Consider the following 26385-nt stretch of genomic DNA (forward strand, 5'->3'; position numbering starts at 1 on the left):
AAGTATGGAGTACCGTGTTGTCTACGCATTACAGTTTCTCCCCGCACTTCGACACTTTAAACATTTACGTTTTGTTCCTGATATTTAGAAGGGCACTTGAGAATAATCTTGCTGGCCTTGAATTGATCGCCCTGGTAGCTTCCTACTACAACAACTTTTTCGGAACGCAGCATATCGGCAGGCATCGGTTCGTTGTATTCTACCTTTTGCTCTTTGCCGGCATCATCTACCATAATAAAAGAAAAAGACACTTTGTCTGCACCTTCCTGAATTCCTACCACGCGGCCTTCAGCATCTTTCTTTAATTGTCCTACTACGTGAATATTATTTTCCTTACCCGAAGCCGCCATTTCGTGGGCCTGGTCAAAGTTTACATAGGTGCTGGCATCATCAGCTGTGCTAACAATAATGCTGATGGCAACAGCGATGATCACAATAATAAAAATGTGCGTTTTTTTCATAATTCTCTCTCCTGTTCCCCTTGTTTGCGCAGGCAAAATTAGGCACAAATGCCCAGAAAATCAGGGGAATTTTAGTTGAAAACGAAAGCACCCCGATTAAAGTTTAGTTAGAAAGTCTAGTGCTTTTTATCCGTAAGTTGATCTTCCAGTTTTTTCACTTTCCGATCCATAATAAAGAGATAAGCTATTAAACCTGCCAGTACGATAAGAATGATCGACACCACTACATATATCTTTCCTTCAGATCGCATGGTGTCGGCCATTTCAACATCTGATTGAGCGTTAACACCGAATGACAGCGTTACTGCCAGCAAGCAAAAGAATATTTTAAGCGCTTTTTCCATCTTCCAATTCCAATATTTTTTCTTCTATAGTTTTGATTCGTATACGTATCGATGCGATCCAGAGTCCTATTAAAAACCAACCGATAACTGCCGGGTAAAAAATCAGTCGCATGCTGCTATCCAGATCGTACATATTAAATCCGGGATTCCCTCCGCTTCCCGGATGCATCGAGCTCGTCATGCGGGGAATAATAAAGATCAATGGTATCATCGCAGCAAATGCGAAAATATTATAGACAGCACTGAGTCGTGCGCGTTGTTCTTCATTGTCAAGCGATCCGCGTAAAACGAAATATGCCAGGTAAACCAGCAACGCGATGGCGGCACCATTTTGTTTAGGATCACCATGCCATGGCGATCCCCAAGTATAGTTAGCCCATAACATTCCGGTGAGGATGCCCAGGATACCCAACACCAGGCCCACATTCGCATAGGCTACAACTTTCCGATCCGTTTCCGGTGAAGGTTTTCCGAGGTAACGTATTGAATAAATAAAAGAGATCAGGAATAACAGCACCATTCCGAACCACATCGGCACGTGAAAATAAAGTGCACGTATGGTCTCGTTCAGAATATTTAATCGAGGAACATCAAACAGGAGTCCTGCAATGTGAACGTAAAAAAGAAGAGCGATCGCTGTTAATTTGAGCCAGGTTTTCATTTGGAATCGGCTTTTTCGTGGCGAGCCCCGAAAGGCCCTCCTTAGCTGCGCCAAATATACGGGAAGAGCATATACGCGAGACTGGTTAATATGCAATTAATTGCTAGCAAGTTGAGCAACTCGTCATAGCTCGTACTTCTATCCAATCCATCCAGTACATTTTTAGTGATCTTGATGGCCATCAATAGAATAGAAAGAATTACCGGAAAACTTAGCACGGCCATCAGAATGTTACTGTTGTTTGCTTTCGATGCAATGCCCGAGATTAAACTCAACGATGCAGAGAAACCAAAAGATGTTAGTAAAAGCGTTGTGATAAAAAGCAATTTATCCTGAACGGGGTTGTCTATAAATATAGAGAATAAGCCATACCCTGCCAGTGAAAGCACCAGGCACAGAATACCGTTGTAAATAATCTTAGAAACAATAATTACCTGCGGACTGGTAACGGAGTAGTAATAGATAAATGTGCCGCGTTTTTCTCCGATAAAACTTTTGGCTACACTATTAATAACAGAAAAAAGTATAGCCAACCAGAATAGCGCAGACCATGTTGCCTCGTTAATTGAATTCTTTCGAAGACTGAAGGTGAGGTAACAGATAAAAATGAGACTGAACAAGTAAAGCCCTATACCGGAAATTACAGCCTTGCGCCTTAACTCAAGTGCAAACTCCTTCTGCAATAATGTTAGTAATGCTTTGATAACGTTATTCGATTTTCAGAGCCCGGTTATAATCATTAAAGAACTTAATGAACAGCAATAGAATAGCAATAAAGAAACCCAATGCCAGGCCAGCCACTGCCACCATCACTTTGGACATTCTTGCATCTTTAATGAGTGAGCCAAACCCCTTTGTAACTTGCACAGTACTAATGCTTTTAAGTTTGATTTCGCTTTCTGTACGAATTCTGAAAAGCTCCACAGTTTTAGCATATAGTTCAGACGGATCAACATAAGAAGCCATGGCCTCTGTTTTCTGTTTTACCTGATCCATTGCAGCAATCTCACCATCAATCTTTGCTATCATTTGTTTGTAGTATAACTCCTGGTTCTGTCTGCTTCTCACCACCGGGTCAACCGAATTTATATACTTGACAACGGTTTTTTCGAGTGAAGGAAATATAACAGGATCGGTAACAACGGCCGTTATTTTCAAATAAACCCGTTTACTTTTATCGCTTTGCTCGCTTTGCCCAACGTCAAAATTCAAACCAAGCAATTTCCTCTCCTCTTCACTTGATAATCCTGGGATTGAATCTGCCTTTTCAAGCTCATCAAAAATAAATTTAGCCTCGTTCTCAGACAGCAAGTCGGTAGTAATCATCATGCTGGAAGAAAACTTATCACTCGAGTTGTAGGCTAACGAAAGAGTAAAAATCACTCCCATTACAGGAAGGACGGTAAAAAGCAATAAGTTTCGTTTAATGGCCCTGTAAACCCTTGCCAGTAGTTCCATTAAATCAATTTCGTCCGAGTGTACTTTCTTCGTCATAACCCGCAAGTTTAACTGATTTTTAGTATACCTCAAATTAGTTAGTTTTGCGACCTATTTACACGCACTGTTTTTATGTCTTCAGCCAAAACTGTTTTGGTAACGGGTGCAGCCGGCTTTATTGGCTTCCACCTCAGCCAGAAACTTCTTAATGCCGGATACCAGGTAACTGGCCTTGACAACCTGAACGATTACTATGACCAACGCCTCAAATTGTCGCGATTAGACATTTTGAAATCTAACACCCATTTCAGCTTTCACCAGGTTGATCTGACCGACAGAAAAGGAATAGATAATCTTTTTTCAAAAACCAATTTCGATTACGTAGTTAACCTTGCCGCCCAGGCAGGTGTTCGCTATTCACTCACAAACCCGCATGCATACCTGGAAAGTAATCTCCACGGGTTTCTGAATATCCTGGAAGCATGCCGTCATAATAAGACCAAGCATCTTGTATATGCATCATCGAGTTCGGTATATGGTGCAAATAAAAAGATGCCATTCTCGGTTCATCACAATGTAGATCATCCTATATCATTGTATGCAGCTTCGAAGAAGTCGAACGAGTTGATGGCGCATACATATTCATCGCTTTATAATTTACCGACTACCGGATTACGATTTTTTACTGTATATGGTCCTTGGGGAAGACCTGACATGGCGCTATTCCTCTTTACCAAAGCCATTCTGGAGAATAAACCTATCGATGTGTTCAATCATGGTAAGATGCGTAGAGATTTTACCTATGTAGACGACATTGTTGAAAGTATAACAAGACTTATACCGCGTCCGTCTCAACCCAATAAGGAATGGTCGGGCATGACTCCGGACCCTGCAACGAGCTTTGCACCTTACAGAGTATTTAACATTGGTAACAATAAACCCGTTGAACTGCTTCAGTTCATCGAGGTAATTGAACAAAAATTAGGAAAGAAAGCGGCTAAAAATTTACTACCGCTGCAGGATGGCGATGTACCGGAAACTTTTGCTGATGTAGAAGATCTGATGCGTGAAGTTGATTTCAAACCGTCAACACCCATCGAAGTAGGTATAGGTAAATTTATAGACTGGTATATTAACTATTACAACATTAAACTATAAAATGGAAAAGATCGGAATTATTGGTTTAGGGTATGTAGGCCTGCCGTTAGCAGTTGAATTTGGTAAAGTTATGCCTGTAGTAGGCTTTGATATAAATCAGGAACGCATCGATGAGCTTAAGAAAGGATACGATCGCACACGCGAAGTTGAACCTGAAGAATTGAAGGCTTCATCGAAATTAAGTTACTCTTCTGACCTGGCCGATCTGAAAGACGTACGTTATTTCATTGTAACGGTACCTACTCCGGTAGATGAATTTAAAACACCCGATCTTCGTCCACTCCAAAGTGCCAGCAAAACCGTAGGAAGCGTATTGAAAAAAGGAGATATAGTTATATACGAATCAACCGTTTACCCGGGATGTACCGAAGAAGTTTGTGTACCGGTACTCGAAAAAGTTAGCGGATTGAAATTCAATGTTGATTTCTTCGGTGGATATTCTCCGGAGAGAATAAACCCAGGCGATAAACTTCACCGCGTAACAACCATTAAAAAAGTTACCAGCGGAAGCACACCGGAAGTTGCTGAGAAGGTAGACCAGCTCTATAAAAAAATAATTACCGCAGGTACGCACAAAGCCTCCTCAATAAAAGTAGCTGAAGCTGCTAAAGTTATCGAGAACTCCCAACGTGACTTGAACATTGCCTTCGTTAATGAGCTTGCACTGATATTTGATCGTATCGGTATAGATACACACGAAGTACTGGAAGCTGCCGGAACAAAATGGAATTTTCTCCCTTTTAAACCAGGCCTCGTAGGCGGTCACTGTATTGGCGTAGATCCATACTACTTAACCTATAAAGCTGACAGTCTCGGATATCATCCACAAGTAATTCTTTCCGGAAGAAGAATTAATGACAACATGGGCGTTCACATTGCCAACAGTGTTATTAAACTGATGGCTCAACACGAACTTCCTATCAACAATGCGAATGTATTAATGCTGGGGATAACGTTTAAAGAAAATTGCCCCGATATACGGAACAGCAAAGTGGTAGATGTAGTCCGCGAGTTGCAGAGCTTTGGTACAAAAGTAGATATATACGATCCGCAAGCCGATGCAGACGAAGTAAAACACGAATACGGATTATCACTGACACCAACGCTGTCTAAAAAATATCACGCTATCATTTTAACAGTAAGTCATACCGAGTTTGCAACCCTCGACCTGAAAGCTATATCACATGAAAAAGCCGTGGTATATGATGTAAAAGGTTTCTTACCAAAATCACAGGTTACAGCAAGACTCTAAATAAGGTTATGGATAAGATTCACATGGTTGATCTTCACTCACAGTATCTCCGTATCAAACCGGAGATCGATGAAGCCATTCAACAGGTTTTAACTTCCACGGCCTTTATTCAAGGTCCGGAGGTAAACACCTTTGCGCAGTCATTATCCAGCTATCTCGGAGGCACTTTTGTTATACCTTGCGCCAATGGTACCGATGCTCTTCAGGTTGCTATGATGGCGTTAGATCTGAAACCCGGAGATGAAATTATTTTACCGGTACATACCTATGTCGCTACAGGTGAAGTAATAGCGTTGCTTGGTCTGACCCCCGTATTTATTGATGTTCGGAAAGATACCTTCAACATTGATACAGCGTTATTGGAGTCTAAAGTAACAACGAAAACGAAAGCCATTGTTCCGGTTCATTTATATGGGCAATGCGCTGATATGGAGTCCATACTTACCTTCGCCAAAAATCATAATCTGTATGTTATTGAAGATGTTGCGCAGGCACTTAGTGCAACATATACATTTACAGATGGCACAACAAAGAAAGCCGGCACCATGGGTACAATCGGCACCACTTCATTTTTCCCATCCAAAAATTTAGGATGCTACGGTGATGGTGGCGCAATCTTTACCAATGACAAGGCCTTGGCGGAGAAAATTAAAATGATCTCTAATCACGGTCAGCGTGTAAAGTATCATCATGAAGTAATCGGTGTAAACAGCAGACTAGACACCCTTCAGGCTGCTATTCTCAATGTAAAACTTAAATACCTGGACGAATATACCCGAAAGAGAAATGAAGTTGCCAGGTACTACGATGCTGCACTGACTTCTATAAAATCAATCGCTATACCATATCGCGCAGCGAACACTACACACGTTTTCCATCAATATACTATACAGGTAAAAGATGGTCTTCGCGATAAACTAAAAACACACCTGGAGTCGCATGGCATTCCAACCATGATATACTATCCGGTTCCATTGCATTTACAAAATGCGTATAAACGTCCGGGATTTGGCGAAGGCACCTTCCCGATCACGGAAGAACTTTCTAAAGAAGTACTCTCGCTCCCTATTCACACAGAAATGAAAGAACAGGAACTTGAATATATCACGGCCACCCTTAAATCATTTTTTCATGGCTGATGAAAAGAAATTCTACGCGCATCCTACAGCAGTAATCGATGATGGATGTGATATTGGTGAAGGCACCAAAATCTGGCACTTCTCGCACATTATGCCGAATTGCAAGATCGGACCACAATGTAACATCGGACAAAATGTTGTTATTTCTCCCGAAGTTATTCTTGGAAAAAATGTTAAGGTTCAAAACAACGTTTCTATCTATACCGGTGTCCAATGCGAGGACGATGTATTTCTCGGTCCATCCATGGTATTCACAAATGTTATTAACCCACGAAGTGCAGTAAATCGCAAAAATCAATACGCCAAAACAATAGTAAAGCGAGGCGCTTCCATAGGTGCCAACGCAACAATTGTATGTGGCCATGATATTGGCGCATTTGCATTTATAGGGGCAGGGGCTGTGGTAACGAAGAATGTTCCTGACTATGCACTGGTGATTGGCAACCCTGCGAGACAGACCGGGTGGATGAGTGAATACGGCCATAAACTAAAGTTCGATTCACAAGGATTAGCTACTTGTCAGGAAAGTAACGAACGGTATAAGCTGGAGAACGGGAAAGTATCAAAATTATAGTAGGAAGGAATAACCATGAAGAATTTTGCATTGATCGGGGCTGCTGGGTTCATTGCTCCAAGACACATGAAGGCTATAAAAGAAACCGGGAACAACCTTGTAGCCGCATTGGATAAACATGATAACGTTGGTATTCTGGATTCATACTTTCCAAATGCAGACTTCTTCACGGAGTTTGAACGCTTTGACAGACATTTAGATAAACTAAAGCGAAAGGGAGATAAGATAGACTATATATCGATATGCTCTCCTAACTATTTGCACGACTCACACATTCGCTATGCACTTCGATACGGAGCCGATGCTATTTGCGAAAAACCGCTTGTACTGAACCCCTGGAACCTGGATGCACTCGCAGAGATTGAAAAGGAAACCGGCAGGAATTTATATACCATTCTTCAGCTACGTCTTCACCCCAGCATTATTGCCTTGCGTGAAAAAGTGAAGAACGGACCGAAGGATAAAATTTACGATGTTGATCTTACCTATATAACTTCACGCGGTAACTGGTATCATTCCAGCTGGAAAGGTGATTCCTCTAAATCCGGAGGTGTTGCTACCAATATAGGTATACATTTCTTCGACATGCTCATCTGGATTTTTGGCGATGTAACGAAGAATGAAGTTAAACAGCTTACTACCGATACTGCCGCCGGTTATTTAGAACTTGGCCGGGCACGTGTTACCTGGATGCTCAGCATTGATTACGATCAGATTCCTCAAGACGTAAAGGCCGCAGGCAAAAGAACTTTCCGCTCTCTGACAATGGAAGGTGAACAAATAGAATTCAGCGATGGCTTCACGGATCTGCATACCAGAAGTTATGAAGAGATTTTAAAAGGGAATGGTTTCGGATTAACAGAAACGAGAGCCTCTATCGAGTTGGTTTACTCGATCCGGAATCAAAAAATTTCTTAAGCTGATTGTTTACATACAACAGCAACGTAGAAAACTCATCTATGCTGCTGTTGCCGATTCGTTATGAGAAGATTACCCCTGACACTATCTGTATTTTTATTGTATAATTTTTGCCTCGGGCAGCCAACGCTTCCGGAAGGATTCATTGCACAGCAAATTGTATCGGGCATTAATCCGGTTGCCTTAAATTTTGACCCTAACGGCAGACTTTTTATAACTGAACTAACAGGAAATATTCTTCTGGTTGAGAACGATATCGTACACGATGAACCCGTAGGCGTTATACCGGTAGACAATACAGGAGAAAGAGGCCTCTATGGCATTGCTTTCGATCCTGATTTTGAATTTAATCAGTATATATACCTATACTATTCTGTTCAGAACGCCAATTACAACAGACTAAGTCGCTTTAAACTTCACGACAATCACATCCATTACGAAGAGGAAGAGATACTAATGGAATTCGATTTCACCACGGCCGTTATTCATAATGGAGGCGACATTAAATTCGGACCTGATGGAAAATTATACATAGCCGTTGGCGATGGCGGTACCCCGGCATTGGCCCAAAGTCAGAACAGCTTATTCGGAAAAATTCTGCGCATCAACCCGGATGGTTCAGTACCTACTGACAATCCTTTCTACACAACCAATCAAGGTATATATAAATCAATCTATGCCTATGGTTTACGAAATCCCTTCACGTTCGATTTTAATGGTGATACTCTTTTTGCCAGTGATGTAGGCCAATCGGACTACGAAGAGATTAATAATATTTTACCTGGTAAAAATTACGGCTGGCCCATTGTTGAAGGTATGTTGAGCAGCAGCGGTGTTGCGCCTCCTGAAAACTATATTGACCCGGTATATACATACTCGCATGCTGAAGGTTGTGCCATTACAGGTGCAGCATTTTACAATCCGCAGGTGAGCGTTTTTCCTGATGAATTCAAGAATAAATATTTCTTTGGCGATTACTGTAATAATACTGTTAAAGCGTTGGACCCGGAAGCACATACTGCGAGCCTGTTTCTTGAAAATGGTAATGGCCCCACATTTATCAAAGTAAGTGATCAGGGAGAAATGTACATTGGATCTTTTGGCGGTGGCAATCAAGGCAGCGTATGGAAAATTACCTATAGTACCGATGGCTCTCCGCGTATAGCGGTCCATCCGGAATCTGTTATTGCTTCTGTTAGCGACACGGTAACTTTCTCCGTTACAGCGATGGGCGATGCTCCACTACACTATCAATGGCAGAGAAATGGTTCAATTATCGCCGATGCAACTGCATCTGCTCTTCAGCTAAAGAATGTTACACTGAGTGACAACGATGCTATATTTACCTGCATCGCAGAAAATGAAAAAGGACAGGCCACAAGTCAGGCCGCAAAGTTAACGGTAACAGCAAGAACACGCCCGGAACCCGCTATGGGCCTAAGCACGTATGCCGGCAGATCGCTATATATAGCAGGCGATACAATCATTATAAAAGGCTCTGCATCGGATGATACTCAGGGCACCTTGCCTTCGTCAGCATTAAGCTGGAAAGTTGATTTTCATCACGATCATCATTCGCATCCTATACTCACCAACATCAAAGGAACAGACTCCGTTGCCTTTATTGTCCCTCGTGTAGGAGAAACTTCAAGCAATGTCTGGTATCGGGTACATTTGGAAGCGCAAAATGAAGTAGGGCTTTCCAAAAGTACCTATACAGATATATATCCGCTAACATCAACAATTACGGTAACAACCTCTTACGATGCTATAGCTCCTTTCCCCGTATTTCTGGACGGAGCTTTGCACATGACCCCCTTTACGTTAACAGCAGTAGCAGGTATGACCCGGAATCTTTCCGTTTCGTCTAACCAAATAGTTGGCGAATATCTATATCCAACCGACACCGAGACTTCAATTAATTTTAACACCCCGAAAAACGATACCGTATTTTTATTCACCGGAAACTTCAACAAAGTTTATTTTGGCAATGGATCAGGTTTGAATGGTCAATACTTTAATGGTGCATTAAACTTTGAAGGTTCTCCCGATACAACTCGTATTGATTCTCGACTGGATTTTAATTGGGGATATCAACCTCCTATCGGTAATCTTGCCGGAGACTATTTTAGTATTGTGTGGCAAGGATACATACGTATACCTTCTGAAAACTTATATACATTTTACATAAACTCAGATGATGGCGTTAAGTTATCAATTGATAACGATGTACTGATTGCTAACCTGCAAAGCGCCCCAGAGGACGAGCTTATTGCAAACAAAGTACTCGCGGCAGGCATTCATCCAATAAAAGTTCATTACTATGAAGATGCAGGAGCGGCATCTATAAATCTATCTTGGAGTAGTGGCAACTTACCAAAGGAAATCATACCCCATAACGTTCTCTATGATAGGTACTACAAACCGACCCTGAGCTTCATTAGGGAACAGGACACTTTTTCTCCAGGGGAAACTATTTCTTTTAAAGCCAGCGTAGCAGATTGGCAGATGCAACCACTGAAAGATACAGATAGCGAATGGACAATATCTTTAATCAACTCAGATGACACCGTTCACCTTTCTACCATCAACAACGTAGATTCAATAGTTCACACAATTCCCGACTATTTGAATTACTCGAAGAATTCCTACCTAAGACTCTCTCTTATCGCGCAGGATAGGGCTGGGTTTGCCGACACTCTAATAAAAAAGATATCTTTGAAAGAGGACTATTTTTTATCACAGGCAGAGATAACAATATACCCCAATCCTTCTTCACACACTATAACAATTGAAAGTATTGGATCAGAACAACCAAACCATATAGTATTTTACAATAACCTTGGACAGCCAATGCTTAGTAAAAATTTATTTTACACATCCAGATCAAAAATGCTAATAGACATATCGAGTTTGCCTGCCGGTTTATATGTAGTGAAAGTATCGGTCGGAAACTCCCAATACCTAAGAAAAATCACCAAACTTTGACAACACTAAATTCGATACAAGCAACTGACCATTGATCGCGTGAAACAAGTTTTTCTAAACTTTATCAGATCCAAGAATCTATGGAATGCAACATGGAGTTCACTTGATGCTGTTGCCTACCCAACACTCATGCTTCTGGCTACCCCAATTTTCATTAATAAACTGGGAGTAGAGCTATACGGACTGTGGATGTTCGTTAATACAATAATAGCGAGTATCGGCATTCTTAATATAGGGCTTGGTGACGCAACTGTTAAATTCATATCTAAATATATTGTCGAAGGAAATAAACACAAGGTCAACAAAGTAATAGAAGCGACCTACGCTGTCTATCTTGTACTTTGTGTAATAGTGGTAATCGTTACTATAATTCTGGCATTCATCATTCGAGAATACAATTGGCTTAACCTCCCCTCTAAGAATAACGAATTAATATTTCAGACTATACAAATAGCGGGTGTTACGTTGGGGCTAAAGTTCATCGAGCAAATCTTCCTTGCCGTTTTTAAAGGGTTCGAACGATATGACCTTTCGGCCAAATTATCACTATTTGGCAAGGTGAGTTCCCTGGTGGCAAATTTGATACTTGTATCACTGAATTACTCACTTCTCTACATCTTTATAAGTTCTTGTGTCATAACTACCATATATCTTTTTGTAGAGGGGTGGATGGTATACAGATTTACGAAGTTCACTAGTTTCATCCCTTCATTTGAAAAAAAATACATCAGGGAAATATTCAGCTTTGGCATCTGGACGTGGTTCCAATCCATCATCGGTATTGCGTCAGGTCAGGTCGATAAATTTATAGTGCTTTCGTTATCAGACATCAAAGTATTTGCATACTATTCATTGGCACTAACGGTATTTACTCAAATACATAGTTTTCTTTCAGCCTCCATCTCATGGATCTTTCCTGTTATTTCTAAAAAAATATATGCAGGAGAAAGAGTTGATTTACTATATAATAAAATTCAATTCTACTTTCTATCTATAGTAACAATAATTCTTTCGCTATTTTATATCGTTAAAGATCCGTTTATTCTTTATTGGCTAAAGAATGAGACCTACAGTCATACAATAGAATTTATCAGTCTGTTTGTATGCTATAATCTGATAATGGCTACTACTATAATTCCATACTACTTCTTAAATAGCAGCAATTACTTCAGGCTAAATACTGTCTTCATGCTTATAAACCTGGCATCGAGAGCTATATTTATTCCACTAATGTTCCACTTCATGGAAACAAAGGGACTGGTAATAGGGCTTATAGTATCGGGGTTGGTTGTTTCGCCAATCCAAATGTATTACTTCAACAAAAAAGTACTTTCGAACAATAGTATCTTAAGCTCAGTGGCTGTCGCTCTTCCGGGATTGATTTTTTTACTGGTTTATACACAGAATAACATAGTGGTCGATATTTTGTGTCTCATAATGCTCGTATTTTATTATAAATTAATCTTCCGATCACAAATTCAACGGTCATGAAATGTAATATATGTCAAAGTGAAAGCGACAGACTGTTTGTTAAAAAAGTACTTAACAAATACGATGTCAGTTATTTTAAATGCAACAGTTGTGGGTTTATTCAGACCGAGAAAGCCTATTGGATAAAGGAAGCATACGAAAACATTATAACCTCACTTGACATTGGGCTCGTCTATCGAAATCTATATTTATCAACAGTCTCTCAAGCTATATTAACCAAATTCTTTAACGATAAATCTAAATTTCTCGACTATGGAGGGGGTTATGGTTTATTCGTGAGATTGATGAGAGATCGTGGATTTGATTTTTATCGTCAGGACAAGTACTGTGAAAATACTTTTGCCAAGAATTTCGACATTACTGACTTGCCCGGTGAGACAAAGTTTGAAGTAATTACAACCTTTGAGGTATTCGAACACCTGGAGGATCCCATTTCAGAAATTCAAAAAATATTGAACTATGGAGACAGCATTCTATTCTCTACTGAACTGCAGTCTTCAACCATGCGAGTAAGCGAATGGGAATATCTCGCACCGGAAACAGGCCAACATATTGCACTCTACAGTTTTGAAACACTGAAACGAATTGCCGAAATTTTCAATCTGAATGTTTACTCGAATTTTAATAACATACATCTATTGACTCCAAAAAGGCTAAATCAGAATATATTTAGATTGCTCGCAAAATCAAAGATTGCATCTCTTTACAATGTTCTGTACGCTAGACAGCCATCGCTTCTGCAGCAAGACTACAATTTTATAAAACAGAAACTCAATAACTGAACATCAATTAGTAAATAAATTCGGGTCAGATCATGTTTTACACAGCAGTTTGGTGCCAGACAAATGAAGACGATTTCAAAAAAAATATACCTTTTGAAGCTTTAGCTGAAAGCATAAAAAGGTATAATTCCAAAGTACCGTTCTATGTCGTATTCCTGGAAGGAATTGACAAAGTATCAGAAAAATACTTATCAAGGCTAAACGAGTATGGGTTTAACGTTATTAATTACTGCACCGAGTTTCAGGACATTGTAAAGCGATATCCTAATCTGGATCGCTTCTATAGCAGATATGAACGTAATTGTCTTTTACGCTGGATCGCGTTTTATAACATACATAAAAACAATCCTGGCAAACCACAGTTCTGGCATTTAGATAGTGACATAGTTCTACATACTTCATTGAATGACCTGGCTCGTGATACTTCCGGAAAGACCTTTATGTTACAAGGTTGCCCGGTACTACTAACCGTTTCAAATCATGAGTGGTTTAGTATATACGAAAAAGAGTTGAATGAACTAGATAGCAACATCATCGAATACTCTAACGAAGCCTTTCAAGTTAAAGACGAGTGTAAACAACGAGATATTCAATTGGCCAACGAATCGCTCTATAGAAATCCTATAGGCAGCGATCAGGATTTATTAGAATACCTGGTTTCCTCAGGGAAAATTCCGCAAGACACTAGCGATACAATCTTCAATTCAAATTATTACTTTATTCAAAATGCACTGGCTATAAAAATGTGGCACCAACCGCAAACCAGCAGCAAAAGCAATTTTACTTTAGGAGATAACTTGCAAATTAAAATTATAGACAAGAGCGTTGCTTTTATTCACTATCAAAGCACGTTTACGAATTATATCAACACTTGTTTATTTCTAAGAAGAATGCGCGTACCAACGGCTCTGATTAAACCTATAATAAAATTTAAAATAACTGAAGCGGATTTTAAAACCACATTTATTTTTCGGGTGATCGGCAAATTATTAAATGTGTATTCCAAACGAAATAGGGCAGATGTTATTAAAGAAGCAATGACAATTCGCGGCAACGATGGCATACCTCAGATTGTAGACATTTTAAATTTACTTTTAAAATTAAGCTAAGGAACAATGAGAATATTTTTTGATCATCAAATTTTTGCTTTTCAAAACTACGGTGGTATTTCAAGGTATTTTGTGGAAGTTATAAACCACCTTCATAAATACCCGGACGTGACACTTAAGTTTCCCATTTTGTTTTCAAATAACGAATATTTAACTGATAACAAAGTGATCAAGTCAACACCGTTCTTCCCAAACTATAACATCAAAGGGAAAGGCACATTGATGATGAAACTTGACACTTCATTGACACGATTGTCGATGAGAAAAGATGATTACGATATATTCCACCCAACTTACTACCACCCATATCACCTGGGGCGTAACAAAAAACCCACGGTAGTAACCTGCTATGACCTTATCCATGAAATTTATATCCAGAATGACACGAAATCGCTGGACATGAAGAAACGTGTTCTGGAAAGAGCTGATAAAATCATAGCTATTTCAAAACATACCAAAAACGATCTCATTAAATTTTACAACATTCCAGAAGAACGGGTTGAGGTTATATACCTTGCTAATTCTTTAGAACCAACTTCAAGTCCGTCTTTTATACCTACGGACAAAAAAAACAAATACCTGCTTTACGTTGGCAACAGAAATTTGTACAAGAATTTTACAGTATTCGTAAAGGCTATCGCTCCCGTATTGCGCAAATCAAAAGACTTATTCCTGCTCTGTGCCGGTGGTGGCAAGTTTAACAAAGAAGAGTATGAGTTATTTAACGCGTTAAAAATCGAGAGTCAAATCGAACAATACCCAGGGTCAAATGACAGTCTTTATACACTGTATAGTAACGCAATCGCTTTCATATACCCTTCTTTATACGAAGGATTTGGAATACCTTTATTGGAAGCTATGAGCTGCGGATGTCCGGTTCTGGCGAGCAACACAAGCTCTTTGCCTGAGGTAGGCGGTGACGCTGCGTTGTATTTTGAACCAACAGATGAAGAGTCCATCCGTTCAGCTGTTGAACGGTTAATTGGTGATACAAAGCTTCAGAACGAACTTAAACGTAAAGGTGCTGGGCGCACGAAGGAGTTCACTTGGGAGAAGACCGCTTTGCAATCTCATGCCTTATACAAAAATATACTAGGATGACGGCTTTTATAACGGGGATTTCGGGCCAGGATGGGGCATACTTAGCGCAGTTGCTTCTTGATAAAGGATATACAGTTGTAGGGATAACCCGCAATAACCATCCGACAAATCATTATAACCTTACCTATCTCGGCATTCAGGATAAAATTATTTTTGAGGAAGGTGACCTTTGCGATCTGCCTTTTATTATCCGAATTATTGAAAAACATAACCCCACAGAAATTTATAATCTGGCAGCGCAGAGCTCCGTAGGTTTATCTTTTGCTCAGCCAACGGCAACCATTCACTACAACGTAAGCTCGGTGCTGAATTTATTAGAGGCAATCCGGATCGTTGATAACTCTATTAAATTCTATCAGGCTTCCAGCTCAGAGATGTTTGGTAAAGTGGTTAATCTTCCGGTAACTACAACCACTCCTATGCATCCACTAAGTCCATATGCAATTTCCAAAGCGACTAATTACTGGACGGTTGTTAACTTCCGGGAGTCCTATAATCTTTTTGTATGCAATGGAATTTTATTTAATCATGAATCCTATCTGCGATCAAACACATTTTTTGTAAAAAAAGTATTGCAAGACAGCTTCAAGATCAAATCAGGTAAACTTGAATTTCTTCGCGTAGGTAATATTGATGTTAAGAGAGATTTTGGATATGCTCCTAAATACGTGGAGGCTATGTGGCTCATGCTTCAGCACCAGGAACCACGTGATTTTATCATCTGTTCTGGTAAATCCATATCGTTAAGACACATTATTGAATATGTCTTTAAAAAGTTGGGAATAGATGGCAGCAAGGTGGTCGTAGATCAAAATCTATATAGACCGGTTGATATCGTTGATATTTATGGAGACAACTCTCAAGCCAGGGAATTGCTGGGATGGTCGTATTCTATGACGTTTGAGGAAGTGTTAGATCAACTTATACAGGAAGAAGCAACAAATCTACATAATCAGAAAAATGATCGATAGAGCTATAACCAATAGTAATCCGGTTATCACTGTTGTTACCGTAGTATTTAATGGAGCAAAAAACCTTGAAAAAACCATTTTAAGTGTTCTGAGCCAGACGTACAAAAATATCGAATACATTATCATGGATGGAGGAAGTACTGACGGCACCATTGATATAATCAAGAAGTATGAGAGTCAACTCGCTTATTGGATTAGTGCCCCTGACAAAGGCATTTATGACGCCATGAATAAAGCTATTGATAAAGCCACAGGAGAATGGATCAACTTCATGAACTGCGGAGATCGATTTGCTTCACCAGATGTGTTTAAACTCTTCGCGCAGAAATACAGTGCCGACATTTTGTATGGTGATGCTATCATTCAATATGTAGATTTTGAAACAACATTCAGGAAATACCCGCTTGAAGCGATGTGGAAACATTCTCCGTTTTGCCATCAGGCATGCTTTGTAAGAACATCGTTAATGAAAGAGTATAAATATAATCTTAACTATAAAATTGGTGCCGATCATGATATTTTTTACCGAGCCTATATTGAAGGGAAACGATTTCAGGAGCTGCCAATAATAATTTGCTACTTTGACGGCACTGAAGGCACAACAAAGAAAAGAATTATTACCGCGATACGTGATAAGAGAGATATAGCTTTAACATATCAGTTTTCTGTTACAAAGTGGATTTACTACCAATTCTTCCTTGCCTATATTTACCTGAATATTTTGATAAAAAAAATATTAGGTGATAAACTAACCAAGTCGCTAACAAGGATTTTGAAACGATAAACCTACTGACCTGTGAAAGTAGTGCAAAGAATACTACCTGCTTACAACGTCAATCTTTTCGTGATTGGCCGGGAAAAGCTAATGCATTTTGCACTTGGCCTCATTATTCCTTTTTGCGGCTTTACAAGTCATACAATTCTCATAGTTCCTCCTACACTTGTATTATTCTTTATCGGCAGCCTATTACTATTCAGCTTCAACAGAAAGCTATATATATCGAATTCGCTTATTATTCCTGCAATTGCCATACTCTATTTTTCAGTTACGCAAACCTTCATTGGAGCACCACTCGGGAGATACATGGGTGTAACATTTGCCATCTGTTATTATCTCGTTGTCGTGTTCTTTGCGCGCCAGTTAACGCTCCAAAAATTAAATTCACTTGTTTCGAAGTTCATTACATACTCAACGTTGTTATTGATTATTGAATGCATCTGGAGAATAACACATCCTCAAACCGAATATGCCGTATTTGAGGAAAGTGGTGATCCGAGGTGGATTTATCAATATAAATTTGGAGGCCTGATGTATGTTGATAGTAATGCCGTTGCTATTCACATTATCATTATTCTCTTTTTCATATTCTACATGGAAATTGAACGAGGGGAACAGCGGACAAAATCCAAAATCGCATTGATTATTCTTTTAGTGTTAACATTTTCTCGTGCAGGATGGGTAGGTGCATTTTTAGGATGGATCTATATTCGTTTTCTACGCAAGCAAAAATTCACATTCTACCTTATTAATTTTCTCTTTTTCTCCGTTACACTAAGCCTTTTCTATAAGCTCTATCTTCAACAGAAGATAGAGTCTGATCTCAGCTTTCAATCGAAGCTGGATATAATTAAAGTGGTCTACAAGTACATATCTGACGCATCATTAAGTGAATTGCTCTTCGGTATTGGTTTCTCTAACTCATCAGAACGGCTTGGAATATATGCCCACAATTTTTTTATGGTATTTTTTATTGAATCCGGCATATTTGGATTGTTTATTATCGTTTCGATGTTTGTTCAATTGACCGTGGCTACCAATAGAAAAGCGCTATTCATTATTGTCCCGTTTCTCATAACGACACTTTCTTCCTCAATTACATTTATGCCTTTTTTGTATGTATCACTGGCTATAATCTTCCTTCTAGAAAAGACCGAAATTCAAAAGATTGAAGTAAGTGCAAAATGAAAACTAAAGTTCTGTTTTTTGTATCTACATTAGAGAGTGGCGGTCCGACCAACGTGATCTACAATATTATTAAGTATCTGGACAGAACACTTGTTGAGCCGATGATCTTAACGCTTTCACCAGAACCTGCCCGGTCACGTAAGGGAGATTTTGAAGCGCTGGGTGTTACTGTATATCAATTTGATCAAAGCAGAATTTCGTGGATCATATCCGGAGGAAGAACTCTTAAGCAATATATAGCCAAAATAGAGCCGCATATTATTCATAGCCATTCGCTGCGGCCTGATGTTTTTGCCGCAAAACATCTCAAAGGCCATATACGAATAAGTACACTGCACGCAAACCTTAAAGACAACTATATAAATACTTATAGTCGTCCTATAGGAGACTATTTTGCTTATACACAAATCAAACATGTTAATCATCTTGAAAAGGTTGTCGCCTGTTCAAAGTCCGTATACGAAGTATATAAAGACAAAGTAGATTCAATTGATTTCATACCGAATGGTGTAGACACTGCTATATTCAGACCTCTGTCACCGGGTGCAATCACTCAAAGGAGATCTGAACTCAACCTTCCTTCCAATAAAAAAATTTTTATCTCAGTAGGCTCATTGTGTACGCGAAAAGATCCGCATACACTGATTAAAGGTTTTCTCAACAGTGAACAGGCAGATAACTCGGTATTGCTCCTGCTGGGAACAGGTGCGCTGGAGGAAGAGTTAAGGAACACATATACTTCAGAGAATATCATATTCAAAGGTTATATTAGAGATGTCGTAAACTATTTTGAGGTGTCTGACTTTTTCTTATCGGCTTCATGGTCTGAAGGTCTTCCCAACACGGTTATAGAAGCGCTTGCATGCGGACTTCCGGTATGTCTCTCTGAAATCGCAGCACATCATGAAATACTGTCTATCAATACAGATGCCGGAACTACCTTCAGGTGTGGCGATCATGAAGGTCTTTCAAAGAGCATCAACGCTTTAATGAAAAAAGAATACAGCTCTTTAAGAAAAGCTGCAGTAAATATTATTGAGCAGGAGTTGAGTGCTAAGAAAATGTCAGCCAGTTACCAGAAGCTTTATCTTTCCATGTATAATCAATAAATTTCTTTATCCATGGTCATTGAATATTTCAAGGAAAGAAAAGAAAAGCTGTTTGATATATTTTATATCCTGACACCTTTAACTTTTTTCTGTCCTAACCGAATATTCAATTATGTTATTGTACTGTTCTCAACTGCAGTACTTACTTCAATTTTATCAGAACCAAAATCACTCGGAAAGAGAAGATGGAGTGATCTCTATGTAATTATTATCCCATTCATCATTACCTTGTATGGGTTTGTTTTGGATATAGCGCATGGTGATTTAAAAAAAGGGTCGACTGTGTTGGAAACTTATCTTACACTCGCCATTTTTCCCTTCCTAATTCTTTTGACGGGCGCCACAGCCAAAAGGAAATACCTGAGCAAGCTATCCTTTTTCATCGGTAGTATAGCCGCTGCGTTGTTTTGCCTCGTGTTAGCGTTATGGAAAAACCATACCGATCACGAGCGCATGATACACAATTGGAATTTCGTTGAGACATTAAAGTTCTATGAAGATCATCCCATTGGTCTTATAAACTGGGGATACTTTTTGTATATGGAGTTTGCAAGCTCCATCAAATTTCACCCTACCTATTTAGGTGTATACTTTATAACTGCCATTATCTTCGGAATTTCTTTACTGGGGCGATCCAGATGGTCCAATACATTTATCATAGGAGGCATTTTCCTCTTAATCACGGAGATCTTTTTATTAAGCAGTAAAATGTCACTGATCATTCTTTTTATTGTTCTGTTACTAGTCACCATATACGCTGTATTCCATTCATCAAAACGTATACAGAGAGCCACGTTGATCAGTTTCTTTGCTACGATTATTATTGTGCTGGCCTTATTCCCGGCAAGTCTTTACCGGGTACAAACCATCATTACCGATCTAGGTTCTTCTGATAATACAGCACAACAAGACCTATCGAGCACAAATCTTCATCGAATAACGTTGTGGGAAAATGCTGTCCATTTATTTCAGGAAAAGCCCATCACCGGATATGGCCTTCTCGGTACCAAGAAAGCAATGGACGCATGCAATGCGCGCTACACTACCACACACTTTAATACACACAATCAATACCTCATGTTTTTACTCATTGGAGGATTACTGGGAGGGCTTCTGTTTTTAGCTGGTCAACTCATACTTCTTCTTCGTTCTATCCGGGCAGCCGATTATATTTACGCTGTTTTTCTATTAACAATACTCTTATCATTGCTAACAGAGAACCTGATAAGCCGGCATACGGGTGTTGTGCTTTACGCTTTTTTTAATGCATTATTTTACTTACACCTGTGCAACGCAAGAGATGAAAAAATATGATCTAACCGTTTCCATTGTACTGTTCAAATCCAATCCGGATATTGTTGGACAGGCAATTGAAAGCGTATATAAAAGCAAACTTAATTTCAAGCTATACTTAATAGACAACTCTCCTACAGATGAACTCAAGTCTTTAAAGAAAGACGAACGCACGGAATATATTTTCAATAACAAGAACCTGGGTTTTGGAAAGGCTCATAACATTTCATTAAAGAAAGCCATAACGGAATCTCATTACCACCTAGTTTTGAATCCAGATATATACTTCGGAGAGAATGTGCTCGAAGATCTATTCAAGTACATGGAAGAAAATAAATCTGTGGGCCAGGTTATGCCTAAAATACTCTACCCCGATGGTACAGTACAGCATCTTTGCAAATTACTGCCTACACCTGTTGACCTTATCCTAAGAAGATTTTTTCCATGGGGGATGCAGGAGCGAAACAAAAGATACGAACTAATCGACAGCGGCTACAATAAAATAATGAACATAGCGTATCTATCCGGATGCTTTATGTTCATACGATCAGAGTCGCTAAAAACAGTAGGTCTCTTTGACGAAGCCATCTTTATGTACATAGAAGATGCCGATCTTACGCGAAGAATTCATCAACACTATCAAACTATATTTTATCCGCATGTTCAGGTGTATCATTACTATGCGAAGGGATCATATAAGAATTTCAAACTAATGTTGTATAACATCCACGGTGCTTTTATATACTTTACCAAATGGGGCTGGGTGTTTGATCGTGAACGAAGAAAAATTAATCAACGAATAGTGAATGAATATTTAATCAACTGATTTACGATGCAGAGTATACTACTTACCGGAGGTTCCGGCTTTATAGGAAGTCATTTTCACAAATTGCTTTCACAAGATGAGTTCATCAATCTTGATTTGGTTAAGCCTTCATTCAACCACCAGGCATCCTATATTGAAGGAGATATTCGCATAGAAGATGATGTCAGAAAAGCATTAGACGGTAAAAATATAACCACGATTATTTCGCTGGCTGCCAAGCATCATGACTTCGGTATCGGACACGATGAGTATTTTGACACCAATGAAGAAGGAACGCGCATTATCTGCAAGCTGGCATCGGAGTTCAACATTAAGAATATAGTATTCTATTCGTCAGTAGCGGTATATGGCATCCGGCAAAATGTTTCCAATGAAGAAATGAATCCGGAGCCTGATTCACCCTATGGAGCATCTAAACTCGCAGGAGAAAAAGTACTCGAACAATGGGCTGCTGAAAATTCGGAGAGAAGAGTATTGATCATTCGTCCTACGATTGTATTTGGCCCCAACAATCTGGCGAACATGCGAAATCTGATTCGACAGATTGACTCAGGACTTTATTTCCATCTTGGTAAAGCAGACAATGTAAAATCAATAGCATACGTAGAAAATGTAGTGGAAGCTACGTTATTCCTGATGAAGCGTATGAGGCCGGGGGTTTTAGTATATAACTATGCAGATGAACCTCAACTTACAGCACGACAGATCGGAGATACAATAGCAGATGCATTGAATAAAAAAGTAAAACTTACTGTACCACGATTTGCTGGTATACTGGTGGGACTTCCTTTCGATCTTATTATTAAACTAACCGGTAAAAATCTTCCTATCTCTACAGCACGTATAAAAAAGCTCGGCACACAAACCTATCATTCTGCTAAAAAACTTTTCAACGAAGGCTATACACCGAAATACACTACATACGATGGTCTGCGGAAGATGGTTCAGTGGTATAAAGCATCTGATAATTCTTAAAGTCTTACCTACATCTGCGAAGCTGTAGTTTTTAGGTCAACAGGTGAGTGGATTTAATTACCATTCACTATTTTTGGCAGTTATTTTTATTTATGGCTATTCAGCTTGCTGCTGCTACTACTTCTTTTGTCATTGCTTTTTTGATCGTCCCGGTGATCATCAAATATTCATTGCAAAAAAATCTGGTGGATATTCCAGGCCGGAGAAAAATCCATAAAAAGGTAACTCCTTCCATGGGCGGCATCGCCATTTTCATTGGCTTTTTCATTTCATCGCTGATATGGATTGATATACAGAGCTGGGGCACTATAAAATTCATTATGGTAGCACTGTCTGTAATCTTTTTTATTGGTGTTCGCGATGACCTCGTTCCTCTGCGATGGATGATAAAATTGATGGGTCAGATTATGGCTGCATCTCTGCTAATATTTCTTTTTGACCTGAGAATCAAATCGTTCTATGGCCTTTTCAGCATCTTCGAATTGCCGGATATTGTTAGTTATCTCCTCACATATTTCACCATTATTGTTATAACAAATTCATTCAACCTGATTGACGGGTTAGATGGATTGGCAGGTACAATTGCCACACTTTCTCTTATTGCTTTTGGAGTTTGGTTCTTTTTGATAGATGATTTTATTTTCTCTATTCTATCATTCTCCATGGTAGGTGCAATTTTCGCCTTCCTCATTTTTAACTGGGAGCCTTCGGAAGTTTTCATGGGCGATACGGGTGCATTGGTAATTGGTATGATGCTGGCGATGCTTACTATTCGTTTCATTGATCTCAACTATAATTTACCGGAGCATTATCCTTACCGATTTAATGCCTCCATTGGTACAGCGGCTTGCTTCATCATCATCCCGCTAGTAGATACCTTGCGCATTGTTTTACTTCGGATTTTAAAAGGGCAATCACCTTTTAAACCAGACAAGAGCCATATCCATCATGCCATCATGCGTCTGGGCATGACTCACAGTCAAACAACGCTGATTCTTGCAGGCGCTCACCTGTTTTATATAGGCCTAGCGTTGATATTCCATAACTTTTCTGAGCGATACATTCTCACCGGAGTTATCGTGCTTTCTTTTGTTCTCAGCGTGACGCTCGACCGATTAATTCTGGGCAGACTATCTCCCAAAGAACTCGAAGACTAACAACGTTAGGGCAATACAACACTATATTGTATTTTTGGTGTCGTTCATTTGATACCAATGCAAGAGAAAATTAAATCACTTATTCAGGAAGTAGAGGCTTTTACAGCGAATGATAAACAAGGGGTTGAAAACTTCAGACTCCGCTATATAAGTCGTAAAGGAGTTATTGGTGATTTGTTTGAAGAGCTGAAGCAGGTGCCTGTTGAGGAAAAGAAAATTGTCGGTAAAATCCTGAACGAGCTCAAACAAGCCGCTGAAAATAAGCTGACTGTATTGAACGAGCAGCTTGAATCAAATCCATCTGCTCAAACTGATATTGATCTTACCCTTCCGGGAATTCCTAATACATTAGGCAATCTTCATCCGTTATCAGTAACGCGTTATAAAATCATTGAGATCTTCGAAAGACTAGGATTCAATGTGGCTGATGGCCCGGAGATTGAAGATGACTGGCATAATTTCTCTGCACTTAACTTCCCGGAGAATCACCCGGCCAGAGAAATGCAGGATACGTTCTTCATTGAAAAGAAAGGAAGTACTGATGCCCAGGATATACTGTTAAGAACTCATACTTCGAACGTACAGATCAGGCTGATGAAAAAACAAAAGCCTCCGATTCGTGCCATCATGCCTGGCCGTGTGTATCGGAATGAAGCTATATCCGCGCGAGCGCACTGCTTCTTCCACCAGGTAGAAGGACTATATGTAGATAAAAATGTAAGCTTCTCTGATCTGAAGCAGACATTATTTCACTTTGCCAAAGAGATGTATGGTAAGGATATAAAGCTTCGTCTGAGACCATCGTTTTTCCCTTTCACGGAGCCTAGCGCAGAGATTGATGTCACCTGTCTTATCTGCAAAGGAGAAGGATGCGTGGTTTGCAAACGCAGTGGCTGGGTGGAGATCGCTGGTGCCGGCATGGTTCATCCGAATGTATTGCGTAACTGTGGTATTGATCCGCAGGAGTATACCGGCTTTGCGTTTGGAATGGGTATTGAGCGTGTGACGCAGCTACGTTACCAGGTAAACGACCTGAGACTTTATTCTGAAAACGATATACGCTTCTTAAAACAATTTCACACCAGTGATATTGCATGACAATTGAGAATATAAAAAGGATTGCAGTGATTGGCGCTGGCACGATGGGACAAGGAATTGCCCAGGTGTGTGCATTGGCCGGCTATACTGTAATGCTATATGATATTCAACCAGAGCTGATCAGAACAGCAATTTCAACGATTCGAAAAACACTCGAGTCGCATGTCGAGAGGGGAAAAATAACAGAGCAACATAAGAATGAAGTCATCGGCAGGATTGAAGCTGCAGGTGACTTCAGAACACTTCAAATTGATTTGGCGATCGAAGCCGTCATCGAAAAGCTTGACGTCAAGCAAAAGATTTTCTCTGAGCTCGAAAAAATTAATGGACAAGATTGCATACTGATCAGCAACACTTCTTCCATTTCCATAACATTGATTGCATCCGTACTGAAGTATCCCGGACGATTCGCTGGATTGCATTTTTTTAATCCGGCACCAGCAATGAAACTGGTAGAAATTGTTAGAGGTGCTGCTACCGATGAATCAACCATCAATTTTCTAAAAGATTTCAGTTCTAAAATTTCGAAGGCTGCGGTATTAGTTAAGGATTCACCTGGCTTTATCGTGAATCGCGTAGCGCGCCATTTTTATACAGAGTCCTTGCGTATTCTGGAAGATAATGTTTCTGATTTTCAGACGGTAGATCAACTTATGCGGGCCACAGGATTTAAAATGGGACCTTTTGAGTTAATGGATTTGATTGGTATGGATGTTAATTATGCAGTGACTTCGTCTATGTTTAATTCATTTCATCAGGATCCTAAATTCCGCCCGAGCAGAATTCAACAACAAAAAATTGAAGCAGGTTTCTTAGGAAGGAAATCAGGTAAAGGTTTTTATATATATCAAACCAAGGAGTAGAAATGCGCTGGAGAGTTTTAATACTTTTTATTTTACTGGGATGTTCCTCTGATCTAAGTGACGATTCTATTCCTTATGTAGCCTTTCAGGATATCGTTATTAATTTGAATCTACCGGAATACAATACGTTAAAAACCACAGGACATCAGTATATAAATAGCGGGGGTGTTAAAGGAATTATCCTTCACCAGGTTAACTCCAGCTTATACTATGCTTTTGAGCGCAACTGTTCTTATCAGCCTAACAATGTTTGCTCGACAGTTGAAATCCATTCATCAAATCTATACCTGATGGATCCTTGCTGTGGCTCCATGTTTGGATTCGATGGTAATCCAACGGGTGGCGTAGCCTGGCGTCCACTGAGGCGTTATGAGACTATCTTAAACGGTTCTACGCTAACCATTACCGATTCGGTTATTCAGTAGAGTTTTGTGGAGCTCGCATTAGAGCTAGTTCTTTAAACTATTCTTATTGGTTGATTTTTCAGAGGAGCGTGAGTTGTATTATTATTCTCACTTACGAGTACTCTTTGTCTTGTTGTTTTCTGCAGATTTCTCGTGGAGGATAAGGAGTTATCTCCGGAGATAGGTATCTATACTTAGAGTTCTGGAAGGCCCATAAAACAAAAAAGCCTTTGATATTTCTATCAAAGGCTTGTGTTAAAAGAAAGGCAACGACTTACTCTCCCAGGTATTATCCCAGTACCATCAGC

At 39.6% G+C, this 26385-nt stretch carries 26 protein-coding genes; 21 read left to right on the forward strand and 5 right to left on the reverse strand.

Annotation, left to right across the window (positions count from 1 at the left end; genetic code table 11):
• Nucleotides 1–56: 56 nt before the first annotated feature.
• The 5 genes from ACFQ21_RS15160 to ACFQ21_RS15180 all read right to left on the reverse strand — a co-directional run bounded on the left by ACFQ21_RS15160 (nt 57) and on the right by ACFQ21_RS15180 (nt 2960).
• Nucleotides 57–461 (reverse strand): cytochrome c maturation protein CcmE domain-containing protein, encoded by a 405-nt coding sequence (locus ACFQ21_RS15160; protein ID WP_377580113.1) that lies wholly within the window; start codon nt 459–461, stop codon nt 57–59.
• Between the two features lie 116 nt (nt 462–577).
• Complete coding sequence (locus ACFQ21_RS15165) at nt 578–805, reverse strand: CcmD family protein (protein WP_377580114.1); 228 nt, start codon at nt 803–805, stop codon at nt 578–580.
• A complete protein-coding gene (ccsA, locus tag ACFQ21_RS15170) occupies nt 789–1520 on the reverse strand; it encodes a cytochrome c biogenesis protein CcsA (protein ID WP_377580115.1) in 732 nt (243 codons plus the stop codon). Before ccsA ends, ACFQ21_RS15165 begins: the two co-directional genes overlap by 17 nt.
• Nucleotides 1508–2149 carry a heme exporter protein CcmB gene (locus tag ACFQ21_RS15175; protein ID WP_377580116.1) on the reverse strand — a complete coding sequence of 214 codons (642 nt, stop codon included), beginning with the start codon at nt 2147–2149 and terminating at the stop codon, nt 1508–1510. The genes ccsA and ACFQ21_RS15175 overlap by 13 nt, the downstream gene beginning before the upstream one ends.
• A gap of 25 nt (nt 2150–2174) precedes the next feature.
• Nucleotides 2175–2960, reverse strand: coding sequence for a hypothetical protein (locus tag ACFQ21_RS15180; RefSeq protein ID WP_377580117.1), 786 nt, complete (start codon nt 2958–2960; stop codon nt 2175–2177).
• Between the two features lie 75 nt (nt 2961–3035).
• Between ACFQ21_RS15180 and ACFQ21_RS15185 the strand changes: the two genes are divergently transcribed.
• The 21 genes from ACFQ21_RS15185 to ACFQ21_RS15285 all read left to right on the forward strand — a co-directional run bounded on the left by ACFQ21_RS15185 (nt 3036) and on the right by ACFQ21_RS15285 (nt 26098).
• The gene (locus ACFQ21_RS15185) at nt 3036–4061 is read left to right on the forward strand and encodes an NAD-dependent epimerase (protein ID WP_377580118.1); all 1026 of its coding nucleotides are present in this window, start codon (nt 3036–3038) and stop codon (nt 4059–4061) included.
• A 1-nt stretch (nt 4062) separates the two neighbouring features.
• On the forward strand, nt 4063–5313 hold the full coding sequence (locus ACFQ21_RS15190) for a nucleotide sugar dehydrogenase (RefSeq protein ID WP_377580119.1): 1251 nt from the start codon (nt 4063–4065) through the stop codon (nt 5311–5313).
• A gap of 8 nt (nt 5314–5321) precedes the next feature.
• Nucleotides 5322–6452, forward strand: a complete 1131-nt coding sequence (locus tag ACFQ21_RS15195; protein ID WP_377580120.1) for a DegT/DnrJ/EryC1/StrS family aminotransferase — start codon at nt 5322–5324, stop codon at nt 6450–6452.
• Nucleotides 6445–7026 carry an acyltransferase gene (locus ACFQ21_RS15200; protein WP_377580121.1) on the forward strand — a complete coding sequence of 194 codons (582 nt, stop codon included), beginning with the start codon at nt 6445–6447 and terminating at the stop codon, nt 7024–7026. Before ACFQ21_RS15195 ends, ACFQ21_RS15200 begins: the two co-directional genes overlap by 8 nt.
• Nucleotides 7027–7041: 15 nt before the next feature.
• Nucleotides 7042–7944, forward strand: coding sequence for a Gfo/Idh/MocA family protein (locus ACFQ21_RS15205; protein ID WP_377580122.1), 903 nt, complete (start codon nt 7042–7044; stop codon nt 7942–7944).
• Nucleotides 7945–8007: 63 nt separating this feature from the next.
• Nucleotides 8008–10932 (forward strand): PQQ-dependent sugar dehydrogenase, encoded by a 2925-nt coding sequence (locus ACFQ21_RS15210; RefSeq protein WP_377580123.1) that lies wholly within the window; start codon nt 8008–8010, stop codon nt 10930–10932.
• A gap of 39 nt (nt 10933–10971) precedes the next feature.
• Nucleotides 10972–12423 carry a lipopolysaccharide biosynthesis protein gene (locus tag ACFQ21_RS15215; RefSeq protein WP_377580124.1) on the forward strand — a complete coding sequence of 484 codons (1452 nt, stop codon included), beginning with the start codon at nt 10972–10974 and terminating at the stop codon, nt 12421–12423.
• Nucleotides 12420–13205, forward strand: a complete 786-nt coding sequence (locus ACFQ21_RS15220) for a class I SAM-dependent methyltransferase (RefSeq protein ID WP_377580125.1) — start codon at nt 12420–12422, stop codon at nt 13203–13205. Before ACFQ21_RS15215 ends, ACFQ21_RS15220 begins: the two co-directional genes overlap by 4 nt.
• A 32-nt stretch (nt 13206–13237) precedes the next feature.
• Nucleotides 13238–14314, forward strand: a complete 1077-nt coding sequence (locus ACFQ21_RS15225) for a hypothetical protein (RefSeq protein WP_377580126.1) — start codon at nt 13238–13240, stop codon at nt 14312–14314.
• 6 nt (nt 14315–14320) lie between these two features.
• Nucleotides 14321–15415, forward strand: a complete 1095-nt coding sequence (locus ACFQ21_RS15230; RefSeq protein WP_377580127.1) for a glycosyltransferase family 4 protein — start codon at nt 14321–14323, stop codon at nt 15413–15415.
• A complete protein-coding gene (locus ACFQ21_RS15235; protein ID WP_377580128.1) occupies nt 15412–16386 on the forward strand; it encodes a GDP-mannose 4,6-dehydratase in 975 nt (324 codons plus the stop codon). The genes ACFQ21_RS15230 and ACFQ21_RS15235 overlap by 4 nt, the downstream gene beginning before the upstream one ends.
• Nucleotides 16376–17170: a glycosyltransferase family 2 protein gene (locus ACFQ21_RS15240; RefSeq protein ID WP_377580129.1), complete on the forward strand. Its 795-nt coding sequence runs from the start codon at nt 16376–16378 to the stop codon at nt 17168–17170. Before ACFQ21_RS15235 ends, ACFQ21_RS15240 begins: the two co-directional genes overlap by 11 nt.
• Before the next feature lie 12 nt (nt 17171–17182).
• Nucleotides 17183–18352: an O-antigen ligase family protein gene (locus ACFQ21_RS15245; protein WP_377580130.1), complete on the forward strand. Its 1170-nt coding sequence runs from the start codon at nt 17183–17185 to the stop codon at nt 18350–18352.
• Nucleotides 18349–19461 (forward strand): glycosyltransferase family 4 protein, encoded by a 1113-nt coding sequence (locus ACFQ21_RS15250; protein ID WP_377580131.1) that lies wholly within the window; start codon nt 18349–18351, stop codon nt 19459–19461. Before ACFQ21_RS15245 ends, ACFQ21_RS15250 begins: the two co-directional genes overlap by 4 nt.
• 282 nt (nt 19462–19743) lie before the next feature.
• Nucleotides 19744–20775: an O-antigen ligase family protein gene (locus tag ACFQ21_RS15255; protein WP_377580132.1), complete on the forward strand. Its 1032-nt coding sequence runs from the start codon at nt 19744–19746 to the stop codon at nt 20773–20775.
• Complete coding sequence (locus ACFQ21_RS15260) at nt 20762–21580, forward strand: glycosyltransferase (RefSeq protein WP_377580133.1); 819 nt, start codon at nt 20762–20764, stop codon at nt 21578–21580. Before ACFQ21_RS15255 ends, ACFQ21_RS15260 begins: the two co-directional genes overlap by 14 nt.
• A 6-nt stretch (nt 21581–21586) precedes the next feature.
• Complete coding sequence (locus ACFQ21_RS15265) at nt 21587–22555, forward strand: NAD-dependent epimerase/dehydratase family protein (RefSeq protein WP_377580134.1); 969 nt, start codon at nt 21587–21589, stop codon at nt 22553–22555.
• A gap of 47 nt (nt 22556–22602) precedes the next feature.
• Nucleotides 22603–23712, forward strand: coding sequence for a glycosyltransferase family 4 protein (locus ACFQ21_RS15270; protein WP_377580135.1), 1110 nt, complete (start codon nt 22603–22605; stop codon nt 23710–23712).
• A gap of 57 nt (nt 23713–23769) precedes the next feature.
• Nucleotides 23770–24810, forward strand: a complete 1041-nt coding sequence (gene pheS, locus ACFQ21_RS15275) for a phenylalanine--tRNA ligase subunit alpha (RefSeq protein WP_377580136.1) — start codon at nt 23770–23772, stop codon at nt 24808–24810.
• On the forward strand, nt 24807–25673 hold the full coding sequence (locus ACFQ21_RS15280; protein ID WP_377580137.1) for a 3-hydroxyacyl-CoA dehydrogenase NAD-binding domain-containing protein: 867 nt from the start codon (nt 24807–24809) through the stop codon (nt 25671–25673). Before pheS ends, ACFQ21_RS15280 begins: the two co-directional genes overlap by 4 nt.
• 2 nt (nt 25674–25675) lie before the next feature.
• Nucleotides 25676–26098, forward strand: a complete 423-nt coding sequence (locus tag ACFQ21_RS15285; protein WP_377580138.1) for a hypothetical protein — start codon at nt 25676–25678, stop codon at nt 26096–26098.
• Nucleotides 26099–26385 lie beyond the last annotated feature (287 nt).

Source organism: Ohtaekwangia kribbensis (assembly GCF_042676245.1).
GTDB lineage: Bacteria > Bacteroidota > Bacteroidia > Cytophagales > Cyclobacteriaceae > Ohtaekwangia > Ohtaekwangia kribbensis.